General features: G+C 68.9%; 24 protein-coding genes. 13 read left to right on the forward strand and 11 right to left on the reverse strand.

Annotated elements, in window-relative coordinates; translation table 11 throughout:
* The first annotated feature begins 75 nt into the window (after nucleotides 1–75).
* The 4 genes from DKM19_RS40195 (at nucleotide 76) to DKM19_RS40210 (ending at nucleotide 4673) form a co-directional block, all read left to right on the forward strand.
* Nucleotides 76–795, forward strand: coding sequence for a GntR family transcriptional regulator (locus DKM19_RS40195; RefSeq protein ID WP_089213362.1), 720 nt, complete (start codon nucleotides 76–78; stop codon nucleotides 793–795).
* 219 nt (nucleotides 796–1014) lie between these two features.
* The gene (gene bioD, locus DKM19_RS40200; protein WP_110703317.1) at nucleotides 1015–1737 is read left to right on the forward strand and encodes a dethiobiotin synthase; all 723 of its coding nucleotides are present in this window, start codon (nucleotides 1015–1017) and stop codon (nucleotides 1735–1737) included.
* A gap of 44 nt (nucleotides 1738–1781) precedes the next feature.
* Nucleotides 1782–2777 (forward strand): biotin synthase BioB, encoded by a 996-nt coding sequence (bioB, locus tag DKM19_RS40205; RefSeq protein WP_110703320.1) that lies wholly within the window; start codon nucleotides 1782–1784, stop codon nucleotides 2775–2777.
* A 243-nt stretch (nucleotides 2778–3020) separates the two neighbouring features.
* On the forward strand, nucleotides 3021–4673 hold the full coding sequence (locus DKM19_RS40210; RefSeq protein WP_110703323.1) for an acetolactate synthase: 1653 nt from the start codon (nucleotides 3021–3023) through the stop codon (nucleotides 4671–4673).
* Nucleotides 4674–4915: 242 nt separating this feature from the next.
* Here the strand turns inward: DKM19_RS40210 and DKM19_RS40215 are convergent, their stop codons facing one another.
* Nucleotides 4916–7009: a serine/threonine-protein kinase gene (locus DKM19_RS40215; RefSeq protein WP_110703326.1), complete on the reverse strand. Its 2094-nt coding sequence runs from the start codon at nucleotides 7007–7009 to the stop codon at nucleotides 4916–4918.
* A 671-nt stretch (nucleotides 7010–7680) separates the two neighbouring features.
* The gene (locus DKM19_RS40220) at nucleotides 7681–7863 is read right to left on the reverse strand and encodes a hypothetical protein (protein WP_110703329.1); all 183 of its coding nucleotides are present in this window, start codon (nucleotides 7861–7863) and stop codon (nucleotides 7681–7683) included.
* 160 nt (nucleotides 7864–8023) lie between these two features.
* On the opposite strand from DKM19_RS40220, the gene DKM19_RS40225 reads away from it, so the two are divergent.
* Entirely contained in the window at nucleotides 8024–8404 is a 381-nt protein-coding gene (locus DKM19_RS40225; RefSeq protein ID WP_239513851.1) for a thioesterase family protein, read from the forward strand.
* Nucleotides 8405–8562: 158 nt separating this feature from the next.
* Here the strand turns inward: DKM19_RS40225 and DKM19_RS40230 are convergent, their stop codons facing one another.
* From DKM19_RS40230 to DKM19_RS40255, 6 genes are all read right to left on the reverse strand, one after another.
* Nucleotides 8563–8775, reverse strand: coding sequence for a biotin/lipoyl-binding carrier protein (locus DKM19_RS40230; protein ID WP_162642121.1), 213 nt, complete (start codon nucleotides 8773–8775; stop codon nucleotides 8563–8565).
* Nucleotides 8776–8981: 206 nt separating this feature from the next.
* Nucleotides 8982–10262: an HD-GYP domain-containing protein gene (locus DKM19_RS40235; protein ID WP_110703338.1), complete on the reverse strand. Its 1281-nt coding sequence runs from the start codon at nucleotides 10260–10262 to the stop codon at nucleotides 8982–8984.
* Complete coding sequence (locus tag DKM19_RS40240; protein WP_204359237.1) at nucleotides 10259–11608, reverse strand: HD-GYP domain-containing protein; 1350 nt, start codon at nucleotides 11606–11608, stop codon at nucleotides 10259–10261. The genes DKM19_RS40235 and DKM19_RS40240 overlap by 4 nt, the downstream gene beginning before the upstream one ends.
* Nucleotides 11609–11855: 247 nt before the next feature.
* Nucleotides 11856–12800, reverse strand: a complete 945-nt coding sequence (locus DKM19_RS40245) for an NAD-dependent epimerase/dehydratase family protein (RefSeq protein WP_110703343.1) — start codon at nucleotides 12798–12800, stop codon at nucleotides 11856–11858.
* Between the two features lie 53 nt (nucleotides 12801–12853).
* Entirely contained in the window at nucleotides 12854–13120 is a 267-nt protein-coding gene (rsrA, locus tag DKM19_RS40250; protein WP_089213592.1) for a mycothiol system anti-sigma-R factor, read from the reverse strand.
* Nucleotides 13121–13187: 67 nt separating this feature from the next.
* Entirely contained in the window at nucleotides 13188–13724 is a 537-nt protein-coding gene (locus DKM19_RS40255) for a sigma-70 family RNA polymerase sigma factor (protein ID WP_239514519.1), read from the reverse strand.
* A gap of 351 nt (nucleotides 13725–14075) precedes the next feature.
* Between DKM19_RS40255 and DKM19_RS40260 the strand changes: the two genes are divergently transcribed.
* Entirely contained in the window at nucleotides 14076–14813 is a 738-nt protein-coding gene (locus DKM19_RS40260; protein WP_110703346.1) for a class I SAM-dependent methyltransferase, read from the forward strand.
* Nucleotides 14814–14819: 6 nt separating this feature from the next.
* Here the strand turns inward: DKM19_RS40260 and DKM19_RS40265 are convergent, their stop codons facing one another.
* A complete protein-coding gene (locus tag DKM19_RS40265; protein WP_110703349.1) occupies nucleotides 14820–15152 on the reverse strand; it encodes a TraR/DksA C4-type zinc finger protein in 333 nt (110 codons plus the stop codon).
* A 289-nt stretch (nucleotides 15153–15441) separates the two neighbouring features.
* Complete coding sequence (locus tag DKM19_RS40270; protein WP_110703352.1) at nucleotides 15442–16221, reverse strand: SOS response-associated peptidase; 780 nt, start codon at nucleotides 16219–16221, stop codon at nucleotides 15442–15444.
* Nucleotides 16222–16280: 59 nt separating this feature from the next.
* Between DKM19_RS40270 and aroA the strand changes: the two genes are divergently transcribed.
* Together aroA and rsgA are read left to right on the forward strand one after the other, a co-directional pair.
* Nucleotides 16281–17558: a 3-phosphoshikimate 1-carboxyvinyltransferase gene (gene aroA, locus DKM19_RS40275; protein ID WP_204358443.1), complete on the forward strand. Its 1278-nt coding sequence runs from the start codon at nucleotides 16281–16283 to the stop codon at nucleotides 17556–17558.
* Between the two features lie 123 nt (nucleotides 17559–17681).
* Nucleotides 17682–18764, forward strand: a complete 1083-nt coding sequence (gene rsgA / locus DKM19_RS40280; RefSeq protein ID WP_110706329.1) for a ribosome small subunit-dependent GTPase A — start codon at nucleotides 17682–17684, stop codon at nucleotides 18762–18764.
* 205 nt (nucleotides 18765–18969) lie between these two features.
* Here the strand turns inward: rsgA and DKM19_RS40285 are convergent, their stop codons facing one another.
* Nucleotides 18970–19413, reverse strand: coding sequence for a DUF4442 domain-containing protein (locus DKM19_RS40285; protein ID WP_110703357.1), 444 nt, complete (start codon nucleotides 19411–19413; stop codon nucleotides 18970–18972).
* A gap of 600 nt (nucleotides 19414–20013) precedes the next feature.
* Between DKM19_RS40285 and hisN the strand changes: the two genes are divergently transcribed.
* The 5 genes from hisN (at nucleotide 20014) to pstB (ending at nucleotide 24932) form a co-directional block, all read left to right on the forward strand.
* The gene (hisN, locus tag DKM19_RS40290) at nucleotides 20014–20817 is read left to right on the forward strand and encodes a histidinol-phosphatase (protein WP_110706330.1); all 804 of its coding nucleotides are present in this window, start codon (nucleotides 20014–20016) and stop codon (nucleotides 20815–20817) included.
* 355 nt (nucleotides 20818–21172) lie between these two features.
* Nucleotides 21173–22288, forward strand: coding sequence for a phosphate ABC transporter substrate-binding protein PstS (pstS, locus tag DKM19_RS40295; RefSeq protein ID WP_204358444.1), 1116 nt, complete (start codon nucleotides 21173–21175; stop codon nucleotides 22286–22288).
* A gap of 3 nt (nucleotides 22289–22291) precedes the next feature.
* Nucleotides 22292–23269: a phosphate ABC transporter permease subunit PstC gene (pstC, locus tag DKM19_RS40300; protein ID WP_110703363.1), complete on the forward strand. Its 978-nt coding sequence runs from the start codon at nucleotides 22292–22294 to the stop codon at nucleotides 23267–23269.
* The gene (gene pstA, locus DKM19_RS40305) at nucleotides 23266–24141 is read left to right on the forward strand and encodes a phosphate ABC transporter permease PstA (RefSeq protein WP_110703366.1); all 876 of its coding nucleotides are present in this window, start codon (nucleotides 23266–23268) and stop codon (nucleotides 24139–24141) included. Before pstC ends, pstA begins: the two co-directional genes overlap by 4 nt.
* 14 nt (nucleotides 24142–24155) lie before the next feature.
* Nucleotides 24156–24932, forward strand: a complete 777-nt coding sequence (gene pstB / locus DKM19_RS40310; protein WP_110703369.1) for a phosphate ABC transporter ATP-binding protein PstB — start codon at nucleotides 24156–24158, stop codon at nucleotides 24930–24932.
* Nucleotides 24933–24939 lie beyond the last annotated feature (7 nt).

Below are 24939 nucleotides of genomic sequence, written 5' to 3' on the forward strand. Positions count from 1 at the left end.
TGAGCGAAGCGGGCGAGGCATCAGGCGAGGCATCTCCGGCCGCGCCGGTTTCGAGCCGTTAGGCGAGGTGGAGTCGTGAGCGATGACTCACCCAGAATTCCGAAGTACTACGACGTCAAGCGCAGCCTGCTCGCCCTGACCAAGAGCCTGCCCGCGGGCAGCGCGCTGCCTCCCGAGCGGACCCTCGCCGTCCGCTTCGAAACCTCGCGCACCACCGTGCGCCAGGCCCTGTCCGAGCTCGTGGTCGAGGGCCGCCTGGTGCGCATCCAGGGCAAGGGGACATTCGTCTCCCAGCCCAAGGTCGCCCAGGTCCTCCAGCTGACGTCCTACACCGGCGACCTGCGGACCGTCGGCCTCGAACCCGACACCAAGATCCTCGACATCAGCTACATCACGGCCGACGAGCCGCTGGCCCGCCGCCTGGCCATCAACCCCGGCGGCCGGGTGCTGCGCATCCACCGGTTGCGCCTGGCCAGCGGCGAGCCGATGTCGATCGACACCACCCACCTGTCGGCCCGGCGCTTCCCCAGGCTCAGGCGCGAGCTGGAGGTGCACTCCTCCCTGTACGAAACGCTGTACAACGCCTACAGCGTGCGGCTGACCGACGCCGAGGAGATCATCGAGACCGTGCTGGCCACGCCGTACGACGCGCAGGTGCTGGGCGTCGACGTCGGCCTGCCGATGCTCATGCTCACCCGGCACGCCTTCGACGCCGACGGCAACCCGGTGGAGTGGGCCCAGTCCCTGTACAGAGGCGACCGCTACAAGTTCGTCACCAGGCTGCGTCGCCCCTGAACCCGCGAAACCGAGGATTGCCACAGGTCTGTCACCGGGCCGCGCCGCCCTCGGCCCTCGCGACCTCCGCGAGATCCGAGGCCCGCCACGAGGTCGTCACCGGGCCGCGTCGCCCCGGCAGGCCGCGGGTCCGTCACCCCTGACCTCCCGCGGCACGCGACCGTGTCCGGCCGCGGGAGTTCGGGCCCGCGGGGCCGGGGTCCGCCTAAGGTGAGGTGGATGAGCATTCTCGTGGTCACCGGGACCGACACCGGGGTGGGCAAGACGATCGTCACCGCGGCGGTGGCCTCACTCGCCAGGGAGCGAGGTTCCTCCGTCGCGGTGGTGAAGCCCGCGCAGACCGGGGTGACCGACAACGAACCCGGGGATCTGGACGACGTCATCCGGCTCTCCGGGGTGAGGACCACGTTCGAGCTGTCCAGGTTCCCGGACCCGCTGGCCCCCGCGGCGGCGGCTCGCCTGGCGGGCCTGCCTCCGGTCTCCCTCGTCCAGGCCGCGGTCCGGATCAAGGAGCTGGCCGGGTCGCACCAGCTGGTGATCGTCGAGGGAGCGGGCGGGCTGCTCGTCCGTTTCGACGAGGAGGGGGCGACCCTGGCCGATCTGGCCCGGATGATCTCGGCGCCGGTGCTCCTGGTGACCAGGGCCGCGCTGGGCACGCTCAACCACACCGCGCTGACGCTGGAGGCCATGGCCCACCGGGGGCTGGAGCCGGCCGGGGTCGTGATCGGGTCGTGGCCGGCCGAGCCGGGCCTGGCAGAGCGGTCCAACGTGTCGGATCTGGAGATGCTGGCCGCCAGGCCGCTGGTGGGCGCGCTCCCCGAGGGAGCGGGGCTCCTGGATCGGGAGTCCTTCGCCCATGCGGCCCGCGCCGGGCTGGGCCCGGCTCTCGGAGGCGGGTTCGATCCCACCGCGTTCCGGACCACCCTTAGGCTTTTCCCGTAGAAGACAGGCTTTTCCCGCAGACCACGGCAGGAGATCGAAGCAACGTGAGCGACATCCTCGAGATCGCCCGGGTGCAGGTGCTGGAAGAGGGCCGGGGTCTCGACGCCGCCCAGGCCCTGCGCTGCCTGCAGCTGCCCGACGACCGCCTGGCCGACCTGCTGGCACTCGCGCACGAGGTCCGGATGAAGTGGTGCGGCCCGGAGGTGGAGGTCGAGGGGATCATCTCGCTGAAGACCGGCGGCTGTCCCGAAGACTGTCACTTCTGCTCCCAGTCGGGGCAGTTCTCCTCCCCCGTCCGCGCGGCCTGGCTGGACATTCCCTCCCTCGTGCAGGCGGCCAAGGAGACCGCGGAGACCGGGGCGACGGAGTTCTGCATCGTGGCCGCGGTCCGGGGGCCCGACCAGCGGCTGATGGACCAGGTCCGCGAGGGCGTCAAGGCGATCCAGGAGGCCGTGGACATCAACGTCGCCTGCTCGCTGGGCATGCTCACCCAGGCTCAGGTCGACGAGCTGGCCGAGATGGGCGTGCACCGCTACAACCACAACCTGGAGACCGCGAGGTCCCACTTCGAGTCGGTCGTCACCACCCACACGTGGGAGGAGCGCTGGGACACCTGCCTGATGGTGCGCGAGGCCGGGATGGAGCTGTGCTGCGGCGGCATCGTGGGCATGGGCGAGACCCTCCAGCAGCGGGCGGAGTTCGCCGGGCAGCTCGGTGAGCTGGCACCCGACGAGGTCCCCCTGAACTTCCTCAACCCGCGTCCCGGCACGCCTTTCGAGTCCTACCCGATGCTGGAAGGTTCGGAGGCGCTCAAGACGATCGCCACCTTCCGCCTCGCCCTGCCGCGCACGATCCTGCGCTACGCCGGCGGCCGCGAGCTGACCCTGGGCGATCTCGGCACCCGCGACGGCATGCTCGGCGGCATCAACGCGATCATCGTCGGCAACTACCTGACCACTCTCGGCCGCACCGCCGAGGCCGACCTCAACCTCCTGGTCGATCTGAAAATGCCGATCAAAGCGCTTTCCGACACCCTCTGAAACGCGTTCCACACCGATCGAGGCGCCGTTCCACTCCCCCTGAAACGCATCCCCAACCGTTCAGATGCCGTTCAGACTCCCCCGAATCCGGACATTCGACGCGGTGGCCGGATGACCGTAACGCAGGCCGTTCCCATCGGCCTGCGATCTCCCCCTGGTGGAGGGGGCCGTTCGGATGAGGGGATTGCGGGCAGGGGGAGCATTCCCTGTCCCGCCAAATAACTGACTGGTAGGTTGCGCGCTATGGAGTCTCCCAAGCATGCAGGCGACATCGCCGTCGCCGTCTCCAAGGCCTACGGCATCGAGACCATGTTCACCCTGTCCGGCGGCCACGTCTTCCCCCTCTACGACGGAGCGGTCCACGAGGGCATGCCCATCCTGGATGTCCGGCATGAGCAGAGCGCGGTCTTCGCCGCCGAGGCGACCGCCCGCCTGACCCGCAAACCCGGGCTGGCCGTGCTCACCGCCGGCCCCGGCATCACCAACGGCGTCAGCGGCGTCGCCACCGCCCATTTCAACGGCTCTCCAGTTGTGATCATGGGAGGCCGGGCGCCACAGTCGCGCTGGGGCTCCGGTGCGCTGCAGGAGATCGACCACCCGCCGCTGTTCGCACCGATCACCAAGCTCGCCTTCACCGGCTCGGGCGCCGACTCCATCGGCCAGGACGTGGAGATGGCCTTCCGTACGGCCCTCGCCCCGCACCGCGGCCCGGTCTTCCTCGACTTCCACATGGACCACCTGTTCTCGGCGGCGCCCCCGCTCGAAGAGGCCACCGAGACGCTGAGCCCGTCACCGCTGGAGCCGGACCCCGACGCGATCGCCGAGATCGCCCGGCTGCTCGCCGAGGCCGAGCGGCCGGTGCTGGTGCTGGGCTCGGACGTGTGGATGGACCGCGCCGAGGAGGTCGCCAGAAGCTTCGCCGAGGAATACCGCCTGCCGGTCATCCTCAACGGCCAGGGCCGCGGCATCCTGTCCGCGGGACACGAGCTCCTGGTCACCCGGGCCAGGGGGACGGCGTTCTCCCAGGCCGACCTGGTGATCGTGGTGGGCACCCCCGTCGACTTCCGCCTCGGTTACGGCTGGTTCGGCGGCAAGGACGGCGCCCCGCTCGCCAAGGTCGTGCACCTGGCCGACGCGGCCTCGCAGCTGACCACGCACATGGATCCCGCCGGCGCCGCCGCCGGTGACCTGTCGCTGGTCTTCTGGGTCCTCGGTACGGCCTGCGCCGAAGCGGGCGTGTCCCCCAAGGCCTACGCGCCGTGGCTGGCGAAGCTGGCCGAGGCCGCCTCGTATGCCGTCGCGGGGGACGTCGGCCTGCTGGCGTCCGACTCCGACCCGATCCACCCGATGCGGATCTACGGCGAGCTCAACAAGCTCCTCGCCGACGACGCCGTGGTGATCGGCGACGGCGGCGACTTCGTCTCCTACGCGGGCAAATACATCGAGACCAAGCGCCCCGGAAACTGGCTCGACCCCGGCCCGTACGGCTGCCTGGGCACGGGCCTGGGCTACGCCATCGCCGCCCGGCTGGCCCGGCCGTCCTCGCAGGTCGTGCTGCTGCTCGGCGACGGCGCGGCGGGTTTCTCGCTGATGGACGTCGACACGCTCGTCCGGCACCGCCTGCCGGTCGTGATGATCTGCGGCAACAACGGCATCTGGGGGCTGGAGAAGCACCCCATGCAGATGCTCTACGGCTACGACGTGGCCGCCGAGCTCCAGCCGCAGTGCCGCTACGACCAGGTGGTGACCGCGCTCGGCGGCGGCGGCGAGTTCGTCACCGACCCGTCGGAGATCGGCCCGGCGCTGCGCCGCGCGTTCGACTCCGGCGTGCCGTACATGGTGAACATCGCCACCGACCCCTCCATCGCCTATCCCCGCAACACCACCGGCATCTAGGAAATGGGCACCGGCGCGACGCGCCGGCGACCACCATGCTCCCCGCGGCGGTATCGAGGCCCGGGGAGGGTGCGTCGGCGAGCCGTACGACCACGGCATCCCTCGCGGTCGTCCCGGCGGTGGACGCCGGGACGACGTGTCGGCGAGCCGTACGACCACGGTGTTTCTCACGGCTGCCCCGGCAGTGGGCGATGTGTCGGCGGGGAGCACGGTCACCGTGCTCCCCGCCCCGCCACCGACGCCTAGGAGGTGGGCGTCGGGGTCGGCGTGGCGGACGGCGGGCACGGCTTGCTGATCACCGTGATGTCCACCGGCTTCTTGCTGTCCCACATGACGTTCGCGCCGGGGTCCTGCTGTGCCACCGTCAGGCACTGCGAGTGATCGATGTCGGAGCTCTCGGAGACCGTCACCTTCAGGCCCGCCTTGGCAAGCATCGCCTTGGCCGCATCCGGCGTCTGGCCCACGACGTCCGGCACCTTCTTCTTCACCACCGGCGCAGGAGTCGGCGTGGGGGTCGGCTTGGGGGAGATGATCAGTCTGACCGCCTGGGTGGCGCTCGCGTTCTCGTTGTCCGTCACCATCACGGTGAAGGAGTAGATGCCGGCCTTGAGCGGAGTGCCCGACAGCATGCCGGTGGAGAGGTTCAAGGTGATGCCCTGCGGCAGGCTGCCCGAGGCGAGCGACCAGGCGTACGGCTCGACGCCACCGTCGACGGCCAGCGAGAGGCGGTAACGCTCCCCCGCCTTACCGGCCGGCGGAGCGGGAAAGTCCAGGGATGGCGGAAGGGCCGCCGCAGCGGTCTCCTGTGGCGGACAGGCATCGACCACGATCTGCACCTTCCGCTTGGGATCCCACTGGGTCTTGGCCTCGGGATTCTGACGGACCACCTTCGTGCACTGCGACATGTCGACGCCGGCGCTCGGAATGACCGTCGCCCTCAGGCCCTCCTCCTTGAGCAGCATCTGGGCCCTCTCCGGCGACAGGCCCATGACGTACGGCACCGTCTTCTTCGCCGCCTGCGTCTGAGTGGGCTTCGACGGCTGACTCGCGCTGGGCGGCGCGGGCATCGTCTGGGGGTCCTTCGGCGCGGCGGACGCCAATCCGTTGATCGCCAACGCGACGAGGCCGACACACACCACGCCCGCCGTCGCGGACATGGCCACCAGCATGCCCTTGCTGCGCGGCTTCTTCGCGGCGCGGCGACCCTGCCCGTTGGAGACGGGCTCGATGGCCGGAACCGCGGACGGTGTCGCCCCGGACGTCCCGGCCCCCTGCCAGCCGCCCGTCTGCGCCGCGACGGATCCCTGCCAGCCCGTCTGGGCGTTCGGGGGCGGCTGCCAGCCGGTCTGGGCACTCGCGGATGCCTGCTCCTGCCAGCCTGGGGCTCCCGCCGCGACCGTCTGTCCCTGCCAGCCCGTCTGCACCGACTGCGCCGACTGCCAGCCGGTCTCCCGCGCGCCCCCGGCCTGGTGTGACGGCTGTAGGTCCGACACCTCCTCGGGGCCCAGCCCGAGGATCGACTGTCTCGCGGCGGCGCTCATGGCCATGGCGCTGGGGAATCGCCGGGCCGGGTCCTTGGCCAGGGACCGCTCCACCAGGGCCCGGATCGCGGGCGGAACGTGCTGGGGCAGCGGGGGCGGCATCTCGCGGATGTGCTTGAGCGCGACCGTGACCGGTGTGTCGCCCTCGAACGGGCGCCGTCCGGCCAGGCACTCGTAGGCCACCACGCCCAGCGCGTAGATGTCCACCGCGGGGGTGACGGGCGCGCCCTCGGCCTGCTCGGGCGCGCAGTAGGCGGCGGTGCCGAGCACCATGCCCGCGTCGGTCAGCCGGCTGGCCGCATCGGACCTGGCGATGCCGAAGTCGGTCAGCACGAGCGTGCCGTCCGACCGCACCAGGAGGTTGCCCGGCTTGATGTCCCGGTGGACGATGCCCTGGTCGTGCACGGCCTGCATCGCCGAGGCCGCCTGGGCGATGAGATCCATCGCCGCGGCGGGGGCGATGCTGCCCAGCCTCCCGAGGAGGCGGTCCAGCGGTTCGCCGTCCACGAACTTCATCACCAGGTATGCCGTCGCCCCCGCGCCGGGCACCTCGTGAATCCCGTAGTCGTAGACGTCCACGACTCCCGGATGGTTGATCGTCGCCATCGCCCGGGCCTCGCCCTGGAAACGCACCAGGAATCCCGGATCGTCCGTACGGCCGGGGAGCAGCACCTTGACGGCGACGGTGCGGGCCAAGACGATGTCCTCACCCCGCCACACCTCGCCCATACCACCGGCGCCGATGCGGGTGTCTAAACGGTACCGCGCCGCCAGCGTCGTGCCTTGGGCCACCATGGCTCCCCCGTAACCCTCTCCACTCCCGCCTCAGAATTCTCAACAAAGCGGATTTGTATCGCGGCAGGGTGACGAGAAAGTAACGAAACCCTGCGTGCCGTCCAGGTCGCGAACAAGACGCGTGCCGTAGCATCGCACAAAACTCAGCGCTTTTAGGGTTACTTGTACACCTTGCACACCTCTGCCCCAGAGATGCCCAAGCCTCCCACCGGAAACAACCCACCACGGACTGCCCCGACACCCGTGGCAACAGACCCGCGACACCTTATCGAACTCCCTAGATGCGTACAAGACCGTTCAAAGCGAACATAGATCTAGGAAGTAGACAAATATGATCAATTCACTACAAATGGGAGCAGAGTAGAACCGCCCCTGGGTGATGAGAGTGAGATCGGCCACTCATCGGGCCGCACCCTGACACAGCCGGCATCGGCCACCCGTACCCGGCACAGCCGGCGCCGGCCGCCACAAGCCATGTTCGACCCGTACTCGGCGCGGCCGACATCAAGCGCCACAGGCCCGATTCGGCACAGCCGGATTCGGCACAGCCGGCGCCGGCCGCCACAAGCCATGTTCGACCCGTGTTCGGCGCGGCCGACATCAAGCGCCACAGGCCGGATTCGGCACAGCCGGCGTCAAACGCCGTAGGTCATATTCGGCACAGCCGACGTTCAGCCGCTCAGCGAGCCGTGTTCGGCGCAGCGTGCGGACCAGCCGCCGGGGGTCACCTGGACCACCATCCGGCGACGGCAGCGGGCACAGTAGCGGGGCGGCTCCATCGCACGGGCGGCGAGGCAGGCGGCGTGGTCGCCCTCATCGGCCCGACGGCCGCAGTGATCACAGTAGAAGGTCACGGTCAGACCCTACGCCGACACGCGCGACGCTCACTTCCACTCCCCCACCACGACACGCACGTTCACCCCCGGTCTCCCGCCCCGGCACGTATGACAATCACTCCTGGTCTCCCGCCCCGGCACGCATGACGTTCGCTTCCGGTCTCCTATGCTGGCGCGCATGACGCTCACTCCCGGCCTGCGCTCCCAGCTCCTCACGATGGTCGAGAAGTCGGACACCGCGATGAAGCTCGGCAGCGGGGACGTCCCCGTGCTGGCCACTCCCCGCATGCTCGCCCTCGCCGAGCAGGCCACCATCCAGGCGGTGGCGGGCGCTCTCGACCCCGGCCAGACCTCCGTGGGCACCAAGGTCGTTCTGGAGCACCTGGCGGGCAGCCTGATCGGCACCCACGTCGAGATCACCGCCGAGCTCACCGAGGTCGACGGCCGCCGCCTGGTCTTCGGCTTCACCGCACGCGATCGGCACACCACCGTCGCCGTCGGCACGATCGAGCGCGTGGTCGTCGACCGTGAGCGCTTCCTCGCGAAACTCGCTCGCTGACCGCCGCTCGCTAACGGCCCGGCTCGACGGCATCCAGCCCGATCACACCGCCCTCACCGCCCGCCCCCGCGGGCGGTGTTCTTCCCCGGGACTCCGGACCCGCCGGCGCCGATGAGGCGAAAGCCCGCCGTACGGCGGTGACCCGGACCGTCATACGCCTACTCGATGACGGCGATGAGGTCACCCTCCTGGATGACGTCACCCTCGGCCACCTTGAGCTGAGAGATCACACCTTCGTCCTCGGTAAGAACGGGGATCTCCATCTTCATGGACTCAAGGATCACCAGGGCGTCACCCTCCGCAACGGTGTCACCCTCGGCCACGAGGATTTTCCAGACATTTGCCACCATCTCAGCGCGTACTTCAGCCACCGGGAACTCCCATCACTCGCTGTGGTTCAACTGTGCCAGAAAAGCCTGATCATGCCCTCATACGGGAGACCGGCTCCGTGTCGCAGCTTCCGTCGGTGAGCTCCGGAGTGTTCCAGCGGCTCCGCGCGGAACGACAGGTTGTTCTTGGGCTCTTCCACCTGGAAATCCACCACGGAAACCTGCGACGGTGCGAGACCGGAGCCTCCTCAGAGGCGGTGTAGCGGAGCCATCCTGTCGATCACTCGCGCCATCGCCTCGACGACGGTCGGATCATACTCGCCGCCGGAGCCGAGGCGGAGCCGCTCGAGAGCGGCTCCCGCGCGGTCTCGGTCGCTGGAACCGCCGACCAGGTCGTCGTAGGCGTTGGCCGCCTTGATGATGCGGCTGGCCAGCGGCGGCGTCTCGGCGCAGGTGTCGCACTGGCGCCGGACGATCTCGGCCACCCGGTCCAGTACACCGGTCTGCCGGATCACCTCCGCGCCCAGTTCGGCGATGCGCCGCGCCTGCTCGGGGTCGGTGAGCACCGTGGCGCCACCGGGGATCGGGTCGTGCAGCGAGAGCTGGCCGATGTCGTGCATGAGCGCGGCGTACTCCAGCTCCAGCAGCTCGGGCTCGGCCGTGCCGAGCTCCCGCCCGACCGCCACCGCCAGGCGGCTCACCCGGCGGGAGTGCCCGGGCTCGACGTAGCCTCCGACCTCGGTGACCCGTGACAGCGCCCTGACCGTCTGGAGATAGGTGGCACGGATCCCGGCGTATTTGCGGAAGGCGACCTGGGTGACCAGCAACGGCGCGGCGAACACCAGCAGGGCGGCCATGTCCATGCTGTGCGAGGCGAGCGCGAGCAGGATGCCGGAGGCCGCGACCGCGGCTCCCAGCGGCGCGGCCATGCGCATCTCGTCGCGGACGGCCACCCCGAAGGCCGCTCGCACCTGCTCGGCCCGCAGGACCGCGGCCAGCAGCACGTCGACCAGCACCATGACCAGGATGAGCAGGACCATCACCGCGAGCGCGGGCCACCAGTTGCCCTCGCCCCCCTCCGCCAGGGTGAACAGCGATCCGGCCAGTGGCCTGTAGGCCAGCGCCAGCAGAGCGCCGGTGAGCAGCCGGCGCGCCATCGCGTCCAGCCTGGGCTGACGGCCCACGGCGAGGTGGGGCAGAGCGCCGGTGACCATGCCGACCGCCAGCACCGCGACGACCTGGAGGGCCGAATGACCTGCCGGGACGCCGCCCATGTCCAGCAGAAGCGTGTAGCCGAGTGCGGCGGCGGCGCCGATCGGCGCCACCTCCCGGTTGCCGGGCATCGTGAGCCTGGCCAGCTCTCCCGCCGCGATCAACGCGCCGAAGCCGAGGGCGATCTCGGGATCGACCAGTCCGGTCGCGGCCGTGTGCGCCACCCCGGCCACCGCCAGAAGGCCGGCGGCGCAGATCAGAAGGAGCTGACCGGAGTCGAGTCCTTGAAAGGCCCGAACTCCCGAAGGACCGCTCATCGTTCGGACACCACCTGGATGGGCATGGTCGGGTCGTCGTGATCCTTGGTGGCGGTCTGCACCGCGTCGGCCGGAGGCGTGACGACCTTGCGCGGAGGCTCCCAGCCGTCGCGGTCGATGGCCTTGATGAAGGCGGTGACCATCACCGGATCGAACTGGCTGCCGGCGTTCTTACGGAGCTCGGCCATGGCGACCTCCACCGGGCGGGCGTTACGGTAGGAGCGGTCGGAGGTCATCGAGTCGAAGGCGTCGGCCACCGCGATGATCCTGGCGAACTCCGGGACCTCGTCTCCGGCCAGCCCCATCGGGTAGCCCTTGCCGTCCTGCCGTTCGTGGTGGTGCATGATCCCGGCGAACGCCTCGTCCAGGAAGTCGATGCCCCGCACGATCTCCAGCCCGCGCATCGGGTGGAGCTGGATGGCGGCGTACTCCTCCTCGGTGAGCGGGCCGTCCTTCTGCAGCACCTTGGTCGGCACGCCCAGCTTTCCCACGTCGTGCAGCATCCCGGCGTAGCGGATCGCCCGCAGCCGCTCGGGCCCCATGCCGATCTCCTGGGCGATCATGCCGGAGGCCAGCGAGACGCGGGTGCAGTGGCCCCGCGTGTAGTAGTCCTTGGTCTCCACCGCCTGGCAGAGCGCGGCGATCGTGGCGTCGTAGGAACGCTGCTGCGCGAGATACTGGCCGAAGGCCCAGCGGGCGACGAACAGCGGGAGCAGCACGAGCACCGCGGCGATCGAGTTGACCGTCGCCCACAGCCCGGCGATCAGCAGCCCGAAGGTGGCGTAGCCCAGGTAGGAGACCAGAAACTGGGCCAGGCCGCGCAGCGGCACCTGGTCGGCCTGACCGGTCACCACGAGCACGAGCGCGATCAGGATGAAGTTGAGCGGCACGAACACCGCGGCCGCGCCCGCGAAGGGCACGATCAGGTCGTCGAACCCGGCGATCGTCGGGGTGACGAGCCGGCCGCCCAGCAACCGTTGGTAGACCCAGCCCGCAACATAACCGCAGATCGCGAACTGGGCGCTGTTGAACAGGCGCTTCACCAGCGGCAGCCCCGGGCGCACGCTGAAGACGGCCGTCATGCCGACCAGCGCCGCGCCCTCCGGGCCGACGAGCACCACCGCGGCGAGCACGGCCGAGAAACTGACCGACACCGCGGCCTGCCGGACGTTCAGCAGGGTCGGCACCGACTCGCACACCAGGAACAGCAGAGCCAGCACCAACAGGGTGGACCAGTCGAGCCGCTCAAGCCGACCGCCCACCACCGCACTGTGCCCGAGCAGCGCGAACGCAGCTCCGATGACCAGGGCAAGATAAACCTTGGCAAACCACGGCAGTCCACGCAAAGCGGCCACCTTTGGATCCCACGAGCGCGCGCTTAGGTCCAGGAGATCCCAGGTTGTACCGGGTTGACCGTTTCCTTTAACATGCGCTGCCTCCACGTCGATTTCGCACTCAGGCTACAGAAGTGAGCCGGGCGTGGAGGGAGAGACCGAGAATCGCGAGCAAAGTGTAATCAATACGTCACTAAAAGTCACTCGCCGGTGTCGTTATGCTGCCATTTGCGACCGGTGTGACGGCGATTGAGGTCGTCTAACGGGCCGAGAGGCGGGTCCTGGCCCACTCCACCGTGGCCTTGAGGCCGGTGGCCAGATCCGTCTGGGGGCGCCAGCCGAGCCCTTCGAGCGCGGGAGCCGGATCCACGGCCATCGCCGGCAGGTCGCCCAGGCGCGCCTCGGCGTCGGCCGGCTCGTCGGCGGCCCCCGCCGCCCCGGCCACCAGGGAGTGCAGCCTCCGGTCGGAGGTCTCCACGCCGGTGCCCAAGTTGAACCGGCGGCCGTTCCCCTCGTCACCGCAGGCACGGACGAAACCATCCACCACGTCGTCGACGAAGACGTAGTCGCGGGTCTGGCCGCCGTCGCCGTACACCACGGTGGGGGTGCCCTTGAGCAGCGCGTCGGTGAAGATGGCGACCACTCCCGCCTCGCCGTCGGGCGACTGGCGCGGGCCGTAGACGTTGGAGAGCACCAGTGCGGTGTAGTCGATGTCGTAGAGCGCCTTGAAGGTGGCGAGGTAGGTCTCCGCGCTGAGCTTGGAGGCCGCGTACGGCGAGCGCGGGTCGGTCGCCGCGTCCGCGGGGACCGGGATGACCGCGGGCCTGCCGTAGACGGCGACCGAAGAGGCGAGGATGACCTTGCGGGTGCCACCGTGATGGGCGGCGGTGAGAACGGAGGCGGTGCCCTCGACGTTGAGCCGGGCGTCGTGGACGGGATCGGCCACGCTCCTGCGCACGCTGACCTGCGCGGCGAGGTGGCAGATGACCTCGGGCTTCCACTCGGCGGCCAGGCCGATCAGCGCGGGGTCACGGATGTCCATCACGTGCAGCGCGAAACGAGGGCTCTGCGCCGCGTCGACGAGGTTGGCGCGGTCGCCGCCGGACAGGTCGTCCACGACCGCGACCTCGTGCCCATCCGCCAGCAGCCGATCCACCAGGTTCGACCCGATGAATCCCGCTCCGCCGGTGACGAGTATCCGCATGCTGAACCCCCATGTCTTCGTATGGCCATGGCCGTACGAGAGATCTTAGGAGGTCAGCGGGCCAGCTCGGAGCGGACCTGCGCGATCCGGCTGAGGACTTTCGCGCGCAGGTCGTCCGAGGCTTGATCGCAACCGCAGTGCTTGGCGACGAGCTGTTTGACGACCTGCTCCAGGCCGTACTCCTTCAGGCAGGGGTGGCACTCGTCGAGGTGGTGGCGGATGTCACCGCAGTTGTTCTCGTCGAGCTCGCCGTCCAGGTAGGTGTAGACCTTGTCCAGGATCTCGCGGCAGTCGATGTCGTGGTGATTTCCGCAGCTCATACGATCACCCTGCCCCTGGGCCCCGCGCCCACGAGTCCGCCCTGCCTGCCCTGCCTGCCACGCTCGCTCACTTCGCACCCTCCGCGGGAACCAGACCACGCTCACGCGCGTAGTCCTCGAGCTGGATCCGCAGCTGGCGACGGCCACGGTGAAGCCGCGACATCACGGTCCCGATAGGGGTCCCCATGATGTCCGCGATCTCCTTGTAGGGGAAGCCCTCAACGTCGGCCAGATAGACCGCGATGCGGAACTCCTCGGGAAGCGCGGCGAGCGCCTGCTTCACGTCGCTGTCGGGAAGGTGCTCGAGTGCCTCGAGCTCCGCCGACTTCAGCCCGGCCGAGGTGTGGGACTCGGCCCTGGCGAGCTGCCAGTCCTCGATCTCCTCGGCACCCGACTGCTTGGGCTCCCGCTGCTTCTTACGGTAACTGTTGATGAAAGTGTTGGTGAGGATGCGGTAAAGCCATGCCTTGAGGTTCGTGCCTTCCTGGAACTGATGGAAAGACGCGAAAGCCTTGGCGAAGGTCTCTTGAAGGAGGTCTTCGGCGTCCGCTGGGTTCCGGGTCATCCGAAGCGCGGCGGAGTAGAGCTGGTCGAGATAGGGCATAACATCCCGCTCGAACCGTATGCTCCGCTGCTCCAGAGTCTCCTCGTCTGTCGCAGGGACCGGACCCACCCCCTTAAGATCGCCGGAGCCCTGCTGGCGCGGGACACCGTACTGAGCGGAGGATACCCGCTCATCAGGGAGAGACCGATCGCCGGGGCGGCTGATGGGTTCGATCAACGCGAGCATTCGCTTGCCAACCTCCGAAAGGATCGTGCGTTGTCCGCTTGCAACACGCTCGCCCAAGCATCTGTTCCCGCAAGATAGAAGGTGACGAACGACCCGGTACGGGGAAAAAGATACGTACCGGTAGGTATCTGAATTCACCGGATCCCCCGAAGCCAGGAGCTGCTTGTGCTGCCCATCCCGGCCGAAGAGCTGAACGGCTCAGGAACGCTCGGGCCGTACTGGACCTTTTACCACGCGGTCGTGGCCGAGCAGCTGAACCGATGGCTGCCGAAGAGTCCTTCCACCATCCTCGACATGTCCTGCGGAAGGGGCCGCTGGGCCTCCCAGGCGGCGAAGGCGGGGCATCGGGTCATCGAGATGGTCGACTTCCGCCGATCCGCGGAGGGCCCGCTGCTGCACGACGCCTCCAAGGTCCGCCAGGTCCGTGCCGACGACCTGCGTTTCCTGCCCGACTCCAGCATGGACGCCGTACTCGCCGAGGAGCGCGCGATGTCGGTGGAGCTCATGGCCGAGTCCGCGGTCGGCGACATCGCCCGGGTCCTGCGCCCCGGCGGCCGGGCGCTGATCTGCGTCGACTCCCTGGTGCTGGGGATGGCGATCCTCGCCGAGCAGAACTACTGGGCTCATCTGCGCCAGACGGGCGAGGTCATGCTCGTGCCCTGGCCCGACGGCAGCATCACCCGGTGTTTCAGCAGCGGCCAGCTCCGTGAGTTGCTCACCGAGGCCGGGCTGGAGGTCGAGTGGGTACGGTCCCGCACGGTGCTGTCCCCCTCGACGGTCGACCACGTGCTCGCCGCCGACTCGCGCGCCCTCACCTGGCTGGTCAACACCGAGCTGGACGCCCACCGGGACGACGACGACACGGTGGGCATCCATCTGGTCGCGAGTGCCCGGCGTGTCTGACCCGCGTCAGCGTCTGCGCTCGCGCTTGGACTGGCACTGCACGCAGCGGGCGGCCTCGGGGCGCGCCTCGAGCCTGCCCGCGGGAACGGACCCGCCGCAGTCCGTGCAGAGGCCGTAGCTCCCGTCGTCCATCCGCTGGAGCGCCGCGAGCACCGAGCGGCGCTGCCGCATGGCCACGTCCAGCATGGCCCGGTTGCGATCGGTGTCGGTCAGGGTGGATCCCGCATCCGCCCCGGACCGGTCCCACACCGCCTGGGGATCTCCCCCCAGGACCCCGATGGACCGGTCGAGCTCGGCGAGTGTGTTCTCCAGGCGCTTACGCGCGGTCGCGTTGTCCACGAATCCGCACCTCCGGGAATCGGGAGCGGCCTGTGAGGGGATTCCCCGGTTCTCCCGTCAGGCGGCAGGGGGTGAGTTCTGCGACGGTGCTCTCACTCTGAGACACCGCTTTCCCACCGGATGCCCATTTGAGCTCGGTTTTACACCGATCACAGAGCGTTTCCTAATATCAACAAAAAGTCAGGAGAATGTCTGACCCTGCGGGAGAGCGCGCGATCGCATCGCGGGCAGGGGCGCCTGCTTCCCGCGAGCGGTCGCCCCCGCTTCCCGCCCCGGCTGAAAACGTCGTTCAGAAGAGCGGCCGGCCGTCGCCTTCCCCTTCTTGCAGCGGCTCCAGAAGCTCGGGGCCGTTGTTGCGCACCGAGTTCACCGCCGTGGAGACCGGATACGCCTTCATTTTCGTGGCGATCGCGGGGATCAGGAACTCCCGCGCGTCGGGCGCCCCGGGATCGAGCCAGTCGGCCCAGCGGTCGTGCTCGATCAGCATCGGCATCCGGTCGTGGATCCTGCCCAGCTCATCTTCGGCCGAGGTCGTGATGACCGCGCAGGTCACCATCCACGCGAGCGGGTCGTCGTCGGCCCGGCTCCGGTCCCGCCAGAATTCGTACAGCCCCGCCATGGCCATGACCTCGCCGTCGGCCGGCTGGATGAAGTAGGGCTGCTTTTTCGGCTTGCCCGGTTTCCCGGGCGTGTCGGCCGCCTTGGCCTCGTCCAGCACGGCCCATTCGAAGTAGCCGTCCGCGGGAAGCAGGCAGCGGCGCTCCGCGAACGCCTTGCGGAACGACGGCTTCTCGGCGACCGTCTCCACCCGCGCATTGATCATCTTCGAGCCGATGGACGGATCCTTCGCCCAGGCCGGGACCAGACCCCACCGGACCACCCTGAGCTGCCGTACCGCCCTGCCGTCCGGATTCGCCTTGGGCGTGCGGCTCATCACCGCGTAGACCGGTTTGGTCGGCGCGACGTTGTAGTCGGGCCGGAGCTCCTCCTCGGCCGCCCCGTCGACCTCGACCTCGAACGTCTCCAGCAACTCCTGCTTGGCCCGCGCAGACGCGTATCTCCCGCACATATCTCCACCTTGCCACGCGTTCGAGGGCACGGGGTGATCCCCCCGGTAGGCTTTTGGCCATGTCCGCTCCGCTGTGGCCCGCACCGACCGCGACCGAACCCGTCCGTGCGACCGTCCCCCTGCCCGGGTCGAAGTCCGTGACCAATCGCGCGCTGCTGCTCGCCGCCCTGGCCGACGGTCCCGGCACGGTACGGCTGGCGCTGCGCAGCAGGGACGCCGATCTGATGGCGGACGCGCTGCGGGCGCTCGGCGCCACGATGAGCCCCTCCAACGAGAGCGCCTCCAGCGTCGACTGGTCGATCGTTCCCGGCCCCGTCACCGGCGGCGCGCGGATCGACGTGGGGCTCGCGGGCACCGTGATGCGGTTCGTGCCGCCGGTGGCGGCCCTGGCCGACGGCGAGGTGTTCTTCGACGGCGACCCGCACGCGCGCAAGCGTCCGATGGCGGTGATCCTGCGCGCCCTGCGCGCCCTCGGCGCCGAGGTGTCGGGCGACGCGCTGCCGTTCACCGTCAGGGGTCCGCTGACGGGTGGAGAGGTCAGGCTCGACGCCTCCGGCTCCTCCCAGTTCCTCTCCGGTCTGCTGCTGGCCGCGGCGCGGTTCGAGAAGGGCGTGACCGTACGGCACGACGGCCCCCCGATCCCCTCGCAGCCGCACATCCAGATGACCGTCCAGATGCTCCGCGAGTTCGGCGTCCGGGTCGACGACTCCGAGCCCGACGTCTGGCGGGTCGAGCCGGGCCCGATCGGGGCCAGAGACTTCACCGTGGAGCCCGACCTGTCCAACGCGGCGCCGTTCCTGAGCGCCGCCATGGTCACCGGCGGCACGGTCACCATCCCCGGCTGGCCCTCGCAGACCACCCAGCCGGGCGACCAGCTCCGCACGCTGCTGGCGGACATGGGCGCCTCGGTGGAGAGCACGCCCGGCGGGCTGGCGGTCACCGGCACCGGGCGGATCACCGGCATAGACGCGGACCTGCGTGACGTGGCGGAGCTGACGCCGACGATCGTCGCCCTCGCGGCCCTGGCCGACTCCCCGAGCCGGATCCGCGGCGTCGCCCACATCCGCGGGCACGAGACCGACCGGCTGGCCGCACTGGTCGCCGAGGTCAACGGCCTCGGCGGCGACGCGAACGAGACCGAGGACGGCCTGGAGATCCGGCCGCGCCCCCTCACCGGCGGGGTCTTCCACTCCTATGACGACCATCGGATGGCCACCGCGGGCGCGGTGATCGGCCTGGCCGTGCCCGGCGTCGAGGTGGAGAACATCGCCACCACGGGTAAGACTCTTCCCGAGTTCGCCTCCATGTGGACGGACATGCTGCGCGGCGCACGATGAAGTACGCGGTGGGTGCGCGGTGATGGCTTACCGTCAGGTAGGCCCTGAGAAATGCCCGATAGTGTCGAGTGACCGTTGTGGCTGCTCAAACGAGGGCGCCCCGGGTCTGAGAAGGCGAAGAAGCTGAAAAAGCGCGAATACGACGAGGATGACGTAAGGATCAGGCCGGGAAAGGGCTCCAGGCCCCGGACCCGTATTCGGCCTGCGCACGAAGAGGCGGTCTCGGGGTTCGTGGTGGCGGTCGACCGGGGTCGCTACACATGCCTGATCGAGTCGGAGGGCGAGAAGGGCCGCCGCCGCAAGAAGGACCACCTGGAGGGCGCCACCATGAGCGGCCGGGTCGTGGTCGCCATGAAGGCCAGGGAGCTCGGCCGCAAGGGAATCGTGGTCGGTGACCGGGTGGCCCTGGTGGGCGACATCTCCGGCATGGCCGACACGCTGGCCCGTGTCGTCCGCGTGGAGCCCCGCACCTCGATGCTCCGCCGCTCCGCGGACGACACCGACAACACCGACGGCATCGAGCGTCCCGTGGTAGCCAACGCCGACCAGCTCGTGATCGTGACGGCCCTGGCCGACCCGCCGCCCCGGCCCCGCATGATCGACCGGATGCTCGTCGCCGCCTTCGACGCCGACATCGAGCCGATGCTCTGTCTCACCAAGTCCGACCTCGCCTCACCCGACGAGTTGGTGTCGCTCTACTCCCCCCTCGGCGTGCCGTACGTGGTGCTCCAGAAGGGCAGCACCCTGGACGAGATCAGAGAACGCCTGCGAGGCCGGATCAGCGTGCTCGTCGGCCACTCGGGCGTGGGAAAGTCCACGTTGGTCAACGCCCTCGTACCGGATGCCAACCGGGCCGTCTCCCACGTCAACGCGGTGACGGGCCGGGGTCGGCACACCTCCAGCTCGGCCGTGGCCCTGGAGCTCCCCGACGGGGGCTGGATCATCGACACCCCGGGCGTGCGCAGCTTCGGCCTGGCCCACGTCTCGGTCGAGACCGTCCTCGCCGGCTTCCCCGACCTTCTTGAGGGAAGCATCCAGTGCCCCAAGGGCTGCAACCATCTCAGCGAGGAGTGCGCCCTGGACGCCTGGGTGGCGGCCGGCCACGCCGACCCCGCCCGGCTCGTCTCACTGCGCCGCCTGCTCGCCAGCCGCGAGGGGACCCCGGACGACGACCACGCGGTCGAGCCGGAGAGCCCGGGCGGCTGACAGCCGGGCCACAGGCCCGGTGAGACGCGGGGCCCAGCCGGCCGGGTCGCGGGATTCCGGCGGTCAACGGTTGAGGCGCAAGGTCCCGTCGGCCGACGGCCGGGACGCGAGGTCCAGCCGACCGACGGCCAGGTACGCGGTCCGGAGGCAACGATTGAAGCGCGGGGCCCCGTCGCCCGACGGCCGGCTCGCGGGGTTCGGACGGTCAACGGTTGAGGCGCAGGGTCCAGACGACGGTCATCTCGGAGACGAGGGTGCCGTCGGTGGTCCTGATCTCGACGGCGACCTCGAACTCGGGGCGCTCACCCGCGTCCAGCTTGGCCACGACCTCCTCGCGGGAGCCCAGGAGACGCGCCTCGGCGACGGCCTCTCCCATCGCGAGCTTGACATAACGGATCGCCGCGTTCGCGGCCAGAGGGGTCGCCCGCGACAGCTGATCGCCGAAGGCCGAGAGCATCGCGGCGCCGGAGGCCGACTCGGCGAGGCTGAACAGGGCTCCGGCGTGCGGACCGCCCACATGGTTGTGCAGATCGGGGCGGTCGGGCATGCGGGCGACCGCGAACCCCGGTTCCACCTTGTCGAAGGAGATGTCCAGCGTCCTCGCGAACGGAACGCTCTGCAGCATGAAGGCACCCACGTCGAAGGTCATGTCCCGAATGCTACTGGCCGGTAACACGAAAATTCTACTGATCGGTAACACGAGAGCCCGACGAATGTCTCATGGCCATCCCATCGATCGCCTGGATACGGGAGATGTCAGGCGGCGCGTGTGGACGCGGGAGAAATCAGGTGACCGAATGGGCACGGAAGACATCATGCGACCGCGTGGACGCGGAAGACGCCAGGTGGCCGTGTAGATGTGGGAGACATCGGCGACCTGTGGATACGGGAGACGTCAGGTGAGCGAGTGGGCGCGGGAGACACCAGGCGTCCTGTGGATACGGGGGCGCCAGGCTACCGAGTGGGTGCCGAGACGCCGGGTGTCCCGTGGATACGGAGGCGTCAGGTGACCGCGTGGGTGCGGAGACGCCGGGTGTCTCGTGGATACGCGGGGCGTCAGGTGACCGCGTGGGCGTGGAGGCTCCAGACTCGCCGCGCTGGGGCACTTCGCCTCCTTACGGTCGTGCTTCCACCGCCCTGTGAGGACCAGTCCCCTCGTGGGCTTTCCAAGTGGTGTGACGCGACACAATTCCCCCTCTTGATCCCTGCTCTCCTATAACCGACCTTCGGCACGATAGCGTTGCCCTCCGTGACGGGTTACAACGACGATCTGCGCCTCGCCCACGTCATGGCCGACGCCGCCGATGACCTGACCATGCGCCGGTTCAAGGCCATGGACCTGCGGGTCGAGACCAAACCGGACCTCACGCCGGTGAGCGATGCCGACCAGGCCGTCGAGGAGGCGATCCGCGGCACCCTCAGCCGGGCGCGCCCGAGGGACGCGGTGATCGGCGAGGAGTTCGGCAAGACCGGTTACGGCGACCGTTCATGGATCGTCGATCCCATCGACGGCACCAAGAACTACGTCCGCGGCGTTCCCGTCTGGGCCACGCTCATCGCCCTGATGGACCAGGGCCGCGTCGTCGTGGGCCTGGTCTCCGCCCCCGCGCTCGGCCGCCGCTGGTGGGCCGCTCGCGACAGCGGCGCCTGGACCGGCAAGAGCCTCACCAAGGCCACCCGCTGCCAGGTCTCCTCCGTCACCAAACTGCAGGACGCCTCGCTCTCCTACTCCAGCCTCGGCGGCTGGGAGGAGGCCGGCAAGCTCGACGAGTTCCTCGATCTCAACCGGTCCATCTGGCGCAGCCGCGCGTACGGCGACTTCTGGTCGCACATGCTGGTCGCCGAGGGCGCGGTCGACATGTCGGCGGAGCCCGAGCTCTCCCCCTGGGACATCGCGGCGCTGACCGTGATCGTCGAGGAGGCCGGTGGCATCTGGACCGATCTGTCCGGGGTCCCCGACATCGACGGAGGCAGCCTGCTCTGCAGCAACGGCTCGCTGCACGGCGAAGTCCTCAAGCGCCTCGGCAGCGGCCCGCTCACGCTCCCCGTCTAGGGAAGCCCCTTCGGAGCCCCCGCGGACCTCCCAGAGGGCCGCCTGGGAGCCCTTCGGGCGCCATGGGGTTGCCTCCAGACCCCCGGACCGCCCACAGGGCCTCCCGGGCCTCCCCAAACCCACCCAGAACCCACCGAAAGGGTTAACCGGGAGCTCAGGCCACCCGGGACCCCCTGAGGCCCCTCAGGGCCGACCAGGCCCGAGCGACCCGTTCTCACACCCCAAAACTCGCCCAAATGATCGCCACGACTGCGACCGGGGCCATTCATTTTCCGTTCATCTTTATATGGGTTTTGAGTCATCTTGCCTCCCTACTGTCCTGAATGTTGAAGGACTTAATGGGAGGAACCCAACCGTGAAGTATGCAGGCCGGCTCGCCGCGGTCACCCTTGTCGGCGCGCTTTCGCTCGCTGCGTGCGGCACCGATAACAACACCGCCAGCACCGACACCTCCAGCAGCAGCGCCGCGGCCCCTGCGGCCGGATCCGACGCCGGTCTCAGCGGCACGATCAACGCTGCGGGCTCCTCGGCACAGGCGAACGCCATGGACGAATGGAAGAAGAGCTTCCAGCAGGCCAACTCGGGCGTGAGCATCAACTACCAGCCCAGCGGCTCCGGCGCGGGTGTCCAGGCGTTCATCCAGGGCACCGTCTCGTTCGCCGGCTCCGACTCGGCGCTCAACGACGAGAAGGGCGAGCCCGCTCTGGCCGACGCCCGTTGCAAGACGGGCAAGGCGATCAACCTCCCGATGGTGACCGGCCCGGTGGCCGTCGTCTACAACCTGCCGGGTGTCGAGGGGCTGCAGCTCTCCCCCAAGACCATCGGTGGCATCTTCGACAGCAAGATCACCAAGTGGGACGACGCGGCGATCAAGGCTGACAACCCGGACGCCAAGCTCCCCTCGACCCCGATCCAGGCGTTCCACCGCTCGGACGAGTCGGGCACCAGCGACAACTTCACCAAGTTCCTCGTCAAGACCGCCGAGTGGCCGTACGAGGCCGCCAAGGCGTGGCCGACCGAGGCCAAGGGCCAGGGCGCCAAGGGCTCCGACGGCATCGCGCAGTCCGTCAAGAGCACCGCCGGTGCGATCAGCTACGTGGAACTCTCCTACGCCGAGAACTCCAGCCTGGCGAAGGCCAAGGTCGCCAACGGCTCCGGCGAGTTCGTCGAGCTGACCCCTGAGAGCGCGGGCAAGACGGTCGAGGCCGCCGAGGTCGTCGGCCAGGGCAACGACCTCAAGCTGAGCATCGACTACGCCACCCAGGCCGCCGGCGCTTACCCCATCGTCCTGGTGACGTACGAGATCACCTGCGAGAAGGGCCTGCCGGCCGAAGAGGTCAAGCTGGTGAAGTCCTTCCTGAGCTACACCTCCAGTGACGAAGGCCAGCAGGCGCTGACCAGCCTGGGCTACGCCCCGCTGCCGGCGGCGCTGCTCACCAAGGTCAAGACCGCCGTCGAGGCGATCTCCTAGCCGATGGCGACTCCCGTTCGTACCCGCGATGGCGGATCGGCCCTGGGCCGATCCGCCTCGCGGCGCAGCCGAGGTGAAGCCCCCTTCCGTTACGCCTCCACCGGCGCCGGGATCTTCCTGCTCGTGATCATGGCGGCCATCGGGGTCTTCCTCGTCGTCGAGGCGGTCCCGGCACTGCAGGCCAACAAGGGGAGTTTCTTCACCGATCTCATCTGGGAGCCGAACGGCAGCCAGATCTTCGGTATCGGGGCTCTGGCGTTCGGCACCGTGGTCAGCGCGACTCTCGCACTGATCATGGCGGTGCCGGTGGCCGTCGGAGTGGCGCTCTTCATCTCCCACTACGCGCCCCGGCGCATGGCCGGAGTCCTGGGATACGTCATCGACCTGCTGGCCGCCGTCCCCAGTGTCGTCTACGGCCTCTGGGGCGTCATCTTCCTCGTCCCGTTCATGCAGGGGCCCTCCGAGTTCCTCAACGAGTATCTGGGATTCATCCCGTTGTTCGGCGGTGACCTCGTCGCGGGCCGCTCGATGCTGACGGCGTCGATCGTGCTCGCGGTCATGATCCTGCCGATCGTCGCGGCGATCTCCCGGGAGGTGTTCCTCCAGGTGCCCAGGATGCACGAGGAGGCAGCGCTGGCCCTCGGCGCGACCCGCTGGGAAGTGATCAAGGTCGCGGTCCTGCCGTTCGGCCGTCCCGGCGTCATCAGCGCGGCCATGCTCGGTCTCGGCCGGGCCATGGGAGAGACCATCGCCGTCGCGCTCATCTTCCCCGCGACGTTCGGCATCAGCTTCGAGATCCTCACCCCCCAGGGCAACAGCATCGCCGCCAACATCGCCAACGGCTTCGGCGAGGCCACTCCGATCGGGCGTGGCGCGCTGATCGCGTCGGGTCTGGTGCTGTTCATCATCACGTTGCTCGTGAACACCGGCGCCCGCATGATCGTCGCTCGTCGCAAGGAGTTCTCAGGGGCCGCCTCATGACCACGATCCAGCGCATATCCCCCAACAGGCGGTTCAAGGACCGGCTCGTCCAGTTCCTTGTCTACCTGTCGTTCGCCATCGCCGTGGTACCGCTCGTAGCGGTCCTCTGGATGGTGATCAAGAACGGCCTCGCCCGGTTCGACATCGAGTTCCTGACGCACTCCATGCGCAACATCGGCGCCACCGATGCCGGAGGCGGTGCCTACCACGCCATCGTCGGCACCCTGGAGCAGGTCCTGCTGGCCTCGGTGATCTCGGTCCCCATCGGCCTGCTCACCGCGATCTACCTCGTGGAGTACGGCCAGGGCACCCGGCTGAGCCGGGCGATCAGCTTCTTCGTGGATGTCATGACCGGCATCCCTTCTGTCGTTTCCGGTCTGTTCATCCTGGCCTTCTGGATCCTGGTCCTGGGCTTCTCGTTCTCCGGTTTCGCCGGCGCGCTGGCTTTGTCCATCCTGATGATGCCGACGGTGGTCCGCTCCGCCGAGGAGATGCTCCTGCTGGTCCCGAACGACCTACGCGAGGCCTCCTACGCACTGGGCGTGCCGAAGTGGCGGACGATCACCAGGGTCGTCCTGCCGACCTCCTTCTCCGGCATCGCGACCGGCGTCATGCTCGCGATCGCCCGTGTCGCCGGAGAGACCGCTCCGCTCCTGCTCACGGTCTTCTTCACCGACTCCATCAACACCGACCCCTTCAGCGGGCCGCAGATGGGGTTGCCGCTCTTCGTCTTCGATCAGGCGACCCGTCCGACGGACACCGCCATCGACCGTGCGTGGGCCGGAGCGCTCACGCTCATTCTGATCGTCATGCTGCTCAACCTGGCGGCACGCCTCATTGGCTGGTGGCGTTCGCCCGCTAAGGGCCGATAGGAAGGGAAGTCGAAATGGGCCAGCAGATTCAGGTCTCCGGTCTCGACGCGTACTACGGAAAGCACAAGGCGATCGCGGACATCTCGATGACCATCGAGCCTCAGTCGATCACCGCCTTCATCGGCCCGTCCGGATGTGGAAAGTCGACCTTCCTCCGGACGCTGAACCGCATGCACGAGGTCATCCCCGGCGCACGCGTGGAGGGTAAGGTCCTGCTCGACGGAGAGGACCTCTACGCCCCCGACGTCGAGCCGGTGGCGGTGCGCCGGATGATCGGCATGGTCTTCCAGCGCCCCAACCCGTTCCCCACGATGTCGATCTACGAGAACGTGGCGGCCGGGCTCCGGCTCAACGGCAGGCACTCGAAGTCCGACCTTGACGGCATCGTCGAGAAGTCGCTGAAGTCCTCCAACCTCTGGAACGAGGTCAAGGACCGCCTCAACAAGCCCGGTGCCGGCCTCTCCGGCGGTCAGCAGCAGCGTCTGTGCATCGCCAGGGCCATCGCGGTCAAGCCCGAGGTCCTCCTGATGGACGAGCCCTGCTCCGCGCTGGACCCGATCTCCACACTGGCGATCGAGGACCTGATGGCCGAGCTGAAGGATCAGTTCACGATCATCATCGTGACGCACAACATGCAGCAGGCAGCGCGAGTGAGTGACCGCACCGCCTTCTTCAACCTCTCAGGGCAGGGCCAGCCGGGTCACGTCGTCGAGATGGACGACACCTCCCGGATCTTCACCAATCCCTCCCAGAAGGCGACCGAGGATTACATCACCGGTCGCTTCGGCTAAACCGATA

The organism is Streptosporangium sp. 'caverna' (assembly GCF_003203775.1).
Lineage (GTDB): Bacteria > Actinomycetota > Actinomycetes > Streptosporangiales > Streptosporangiaceae > Streptosporangium > Streptosporangium subroseum.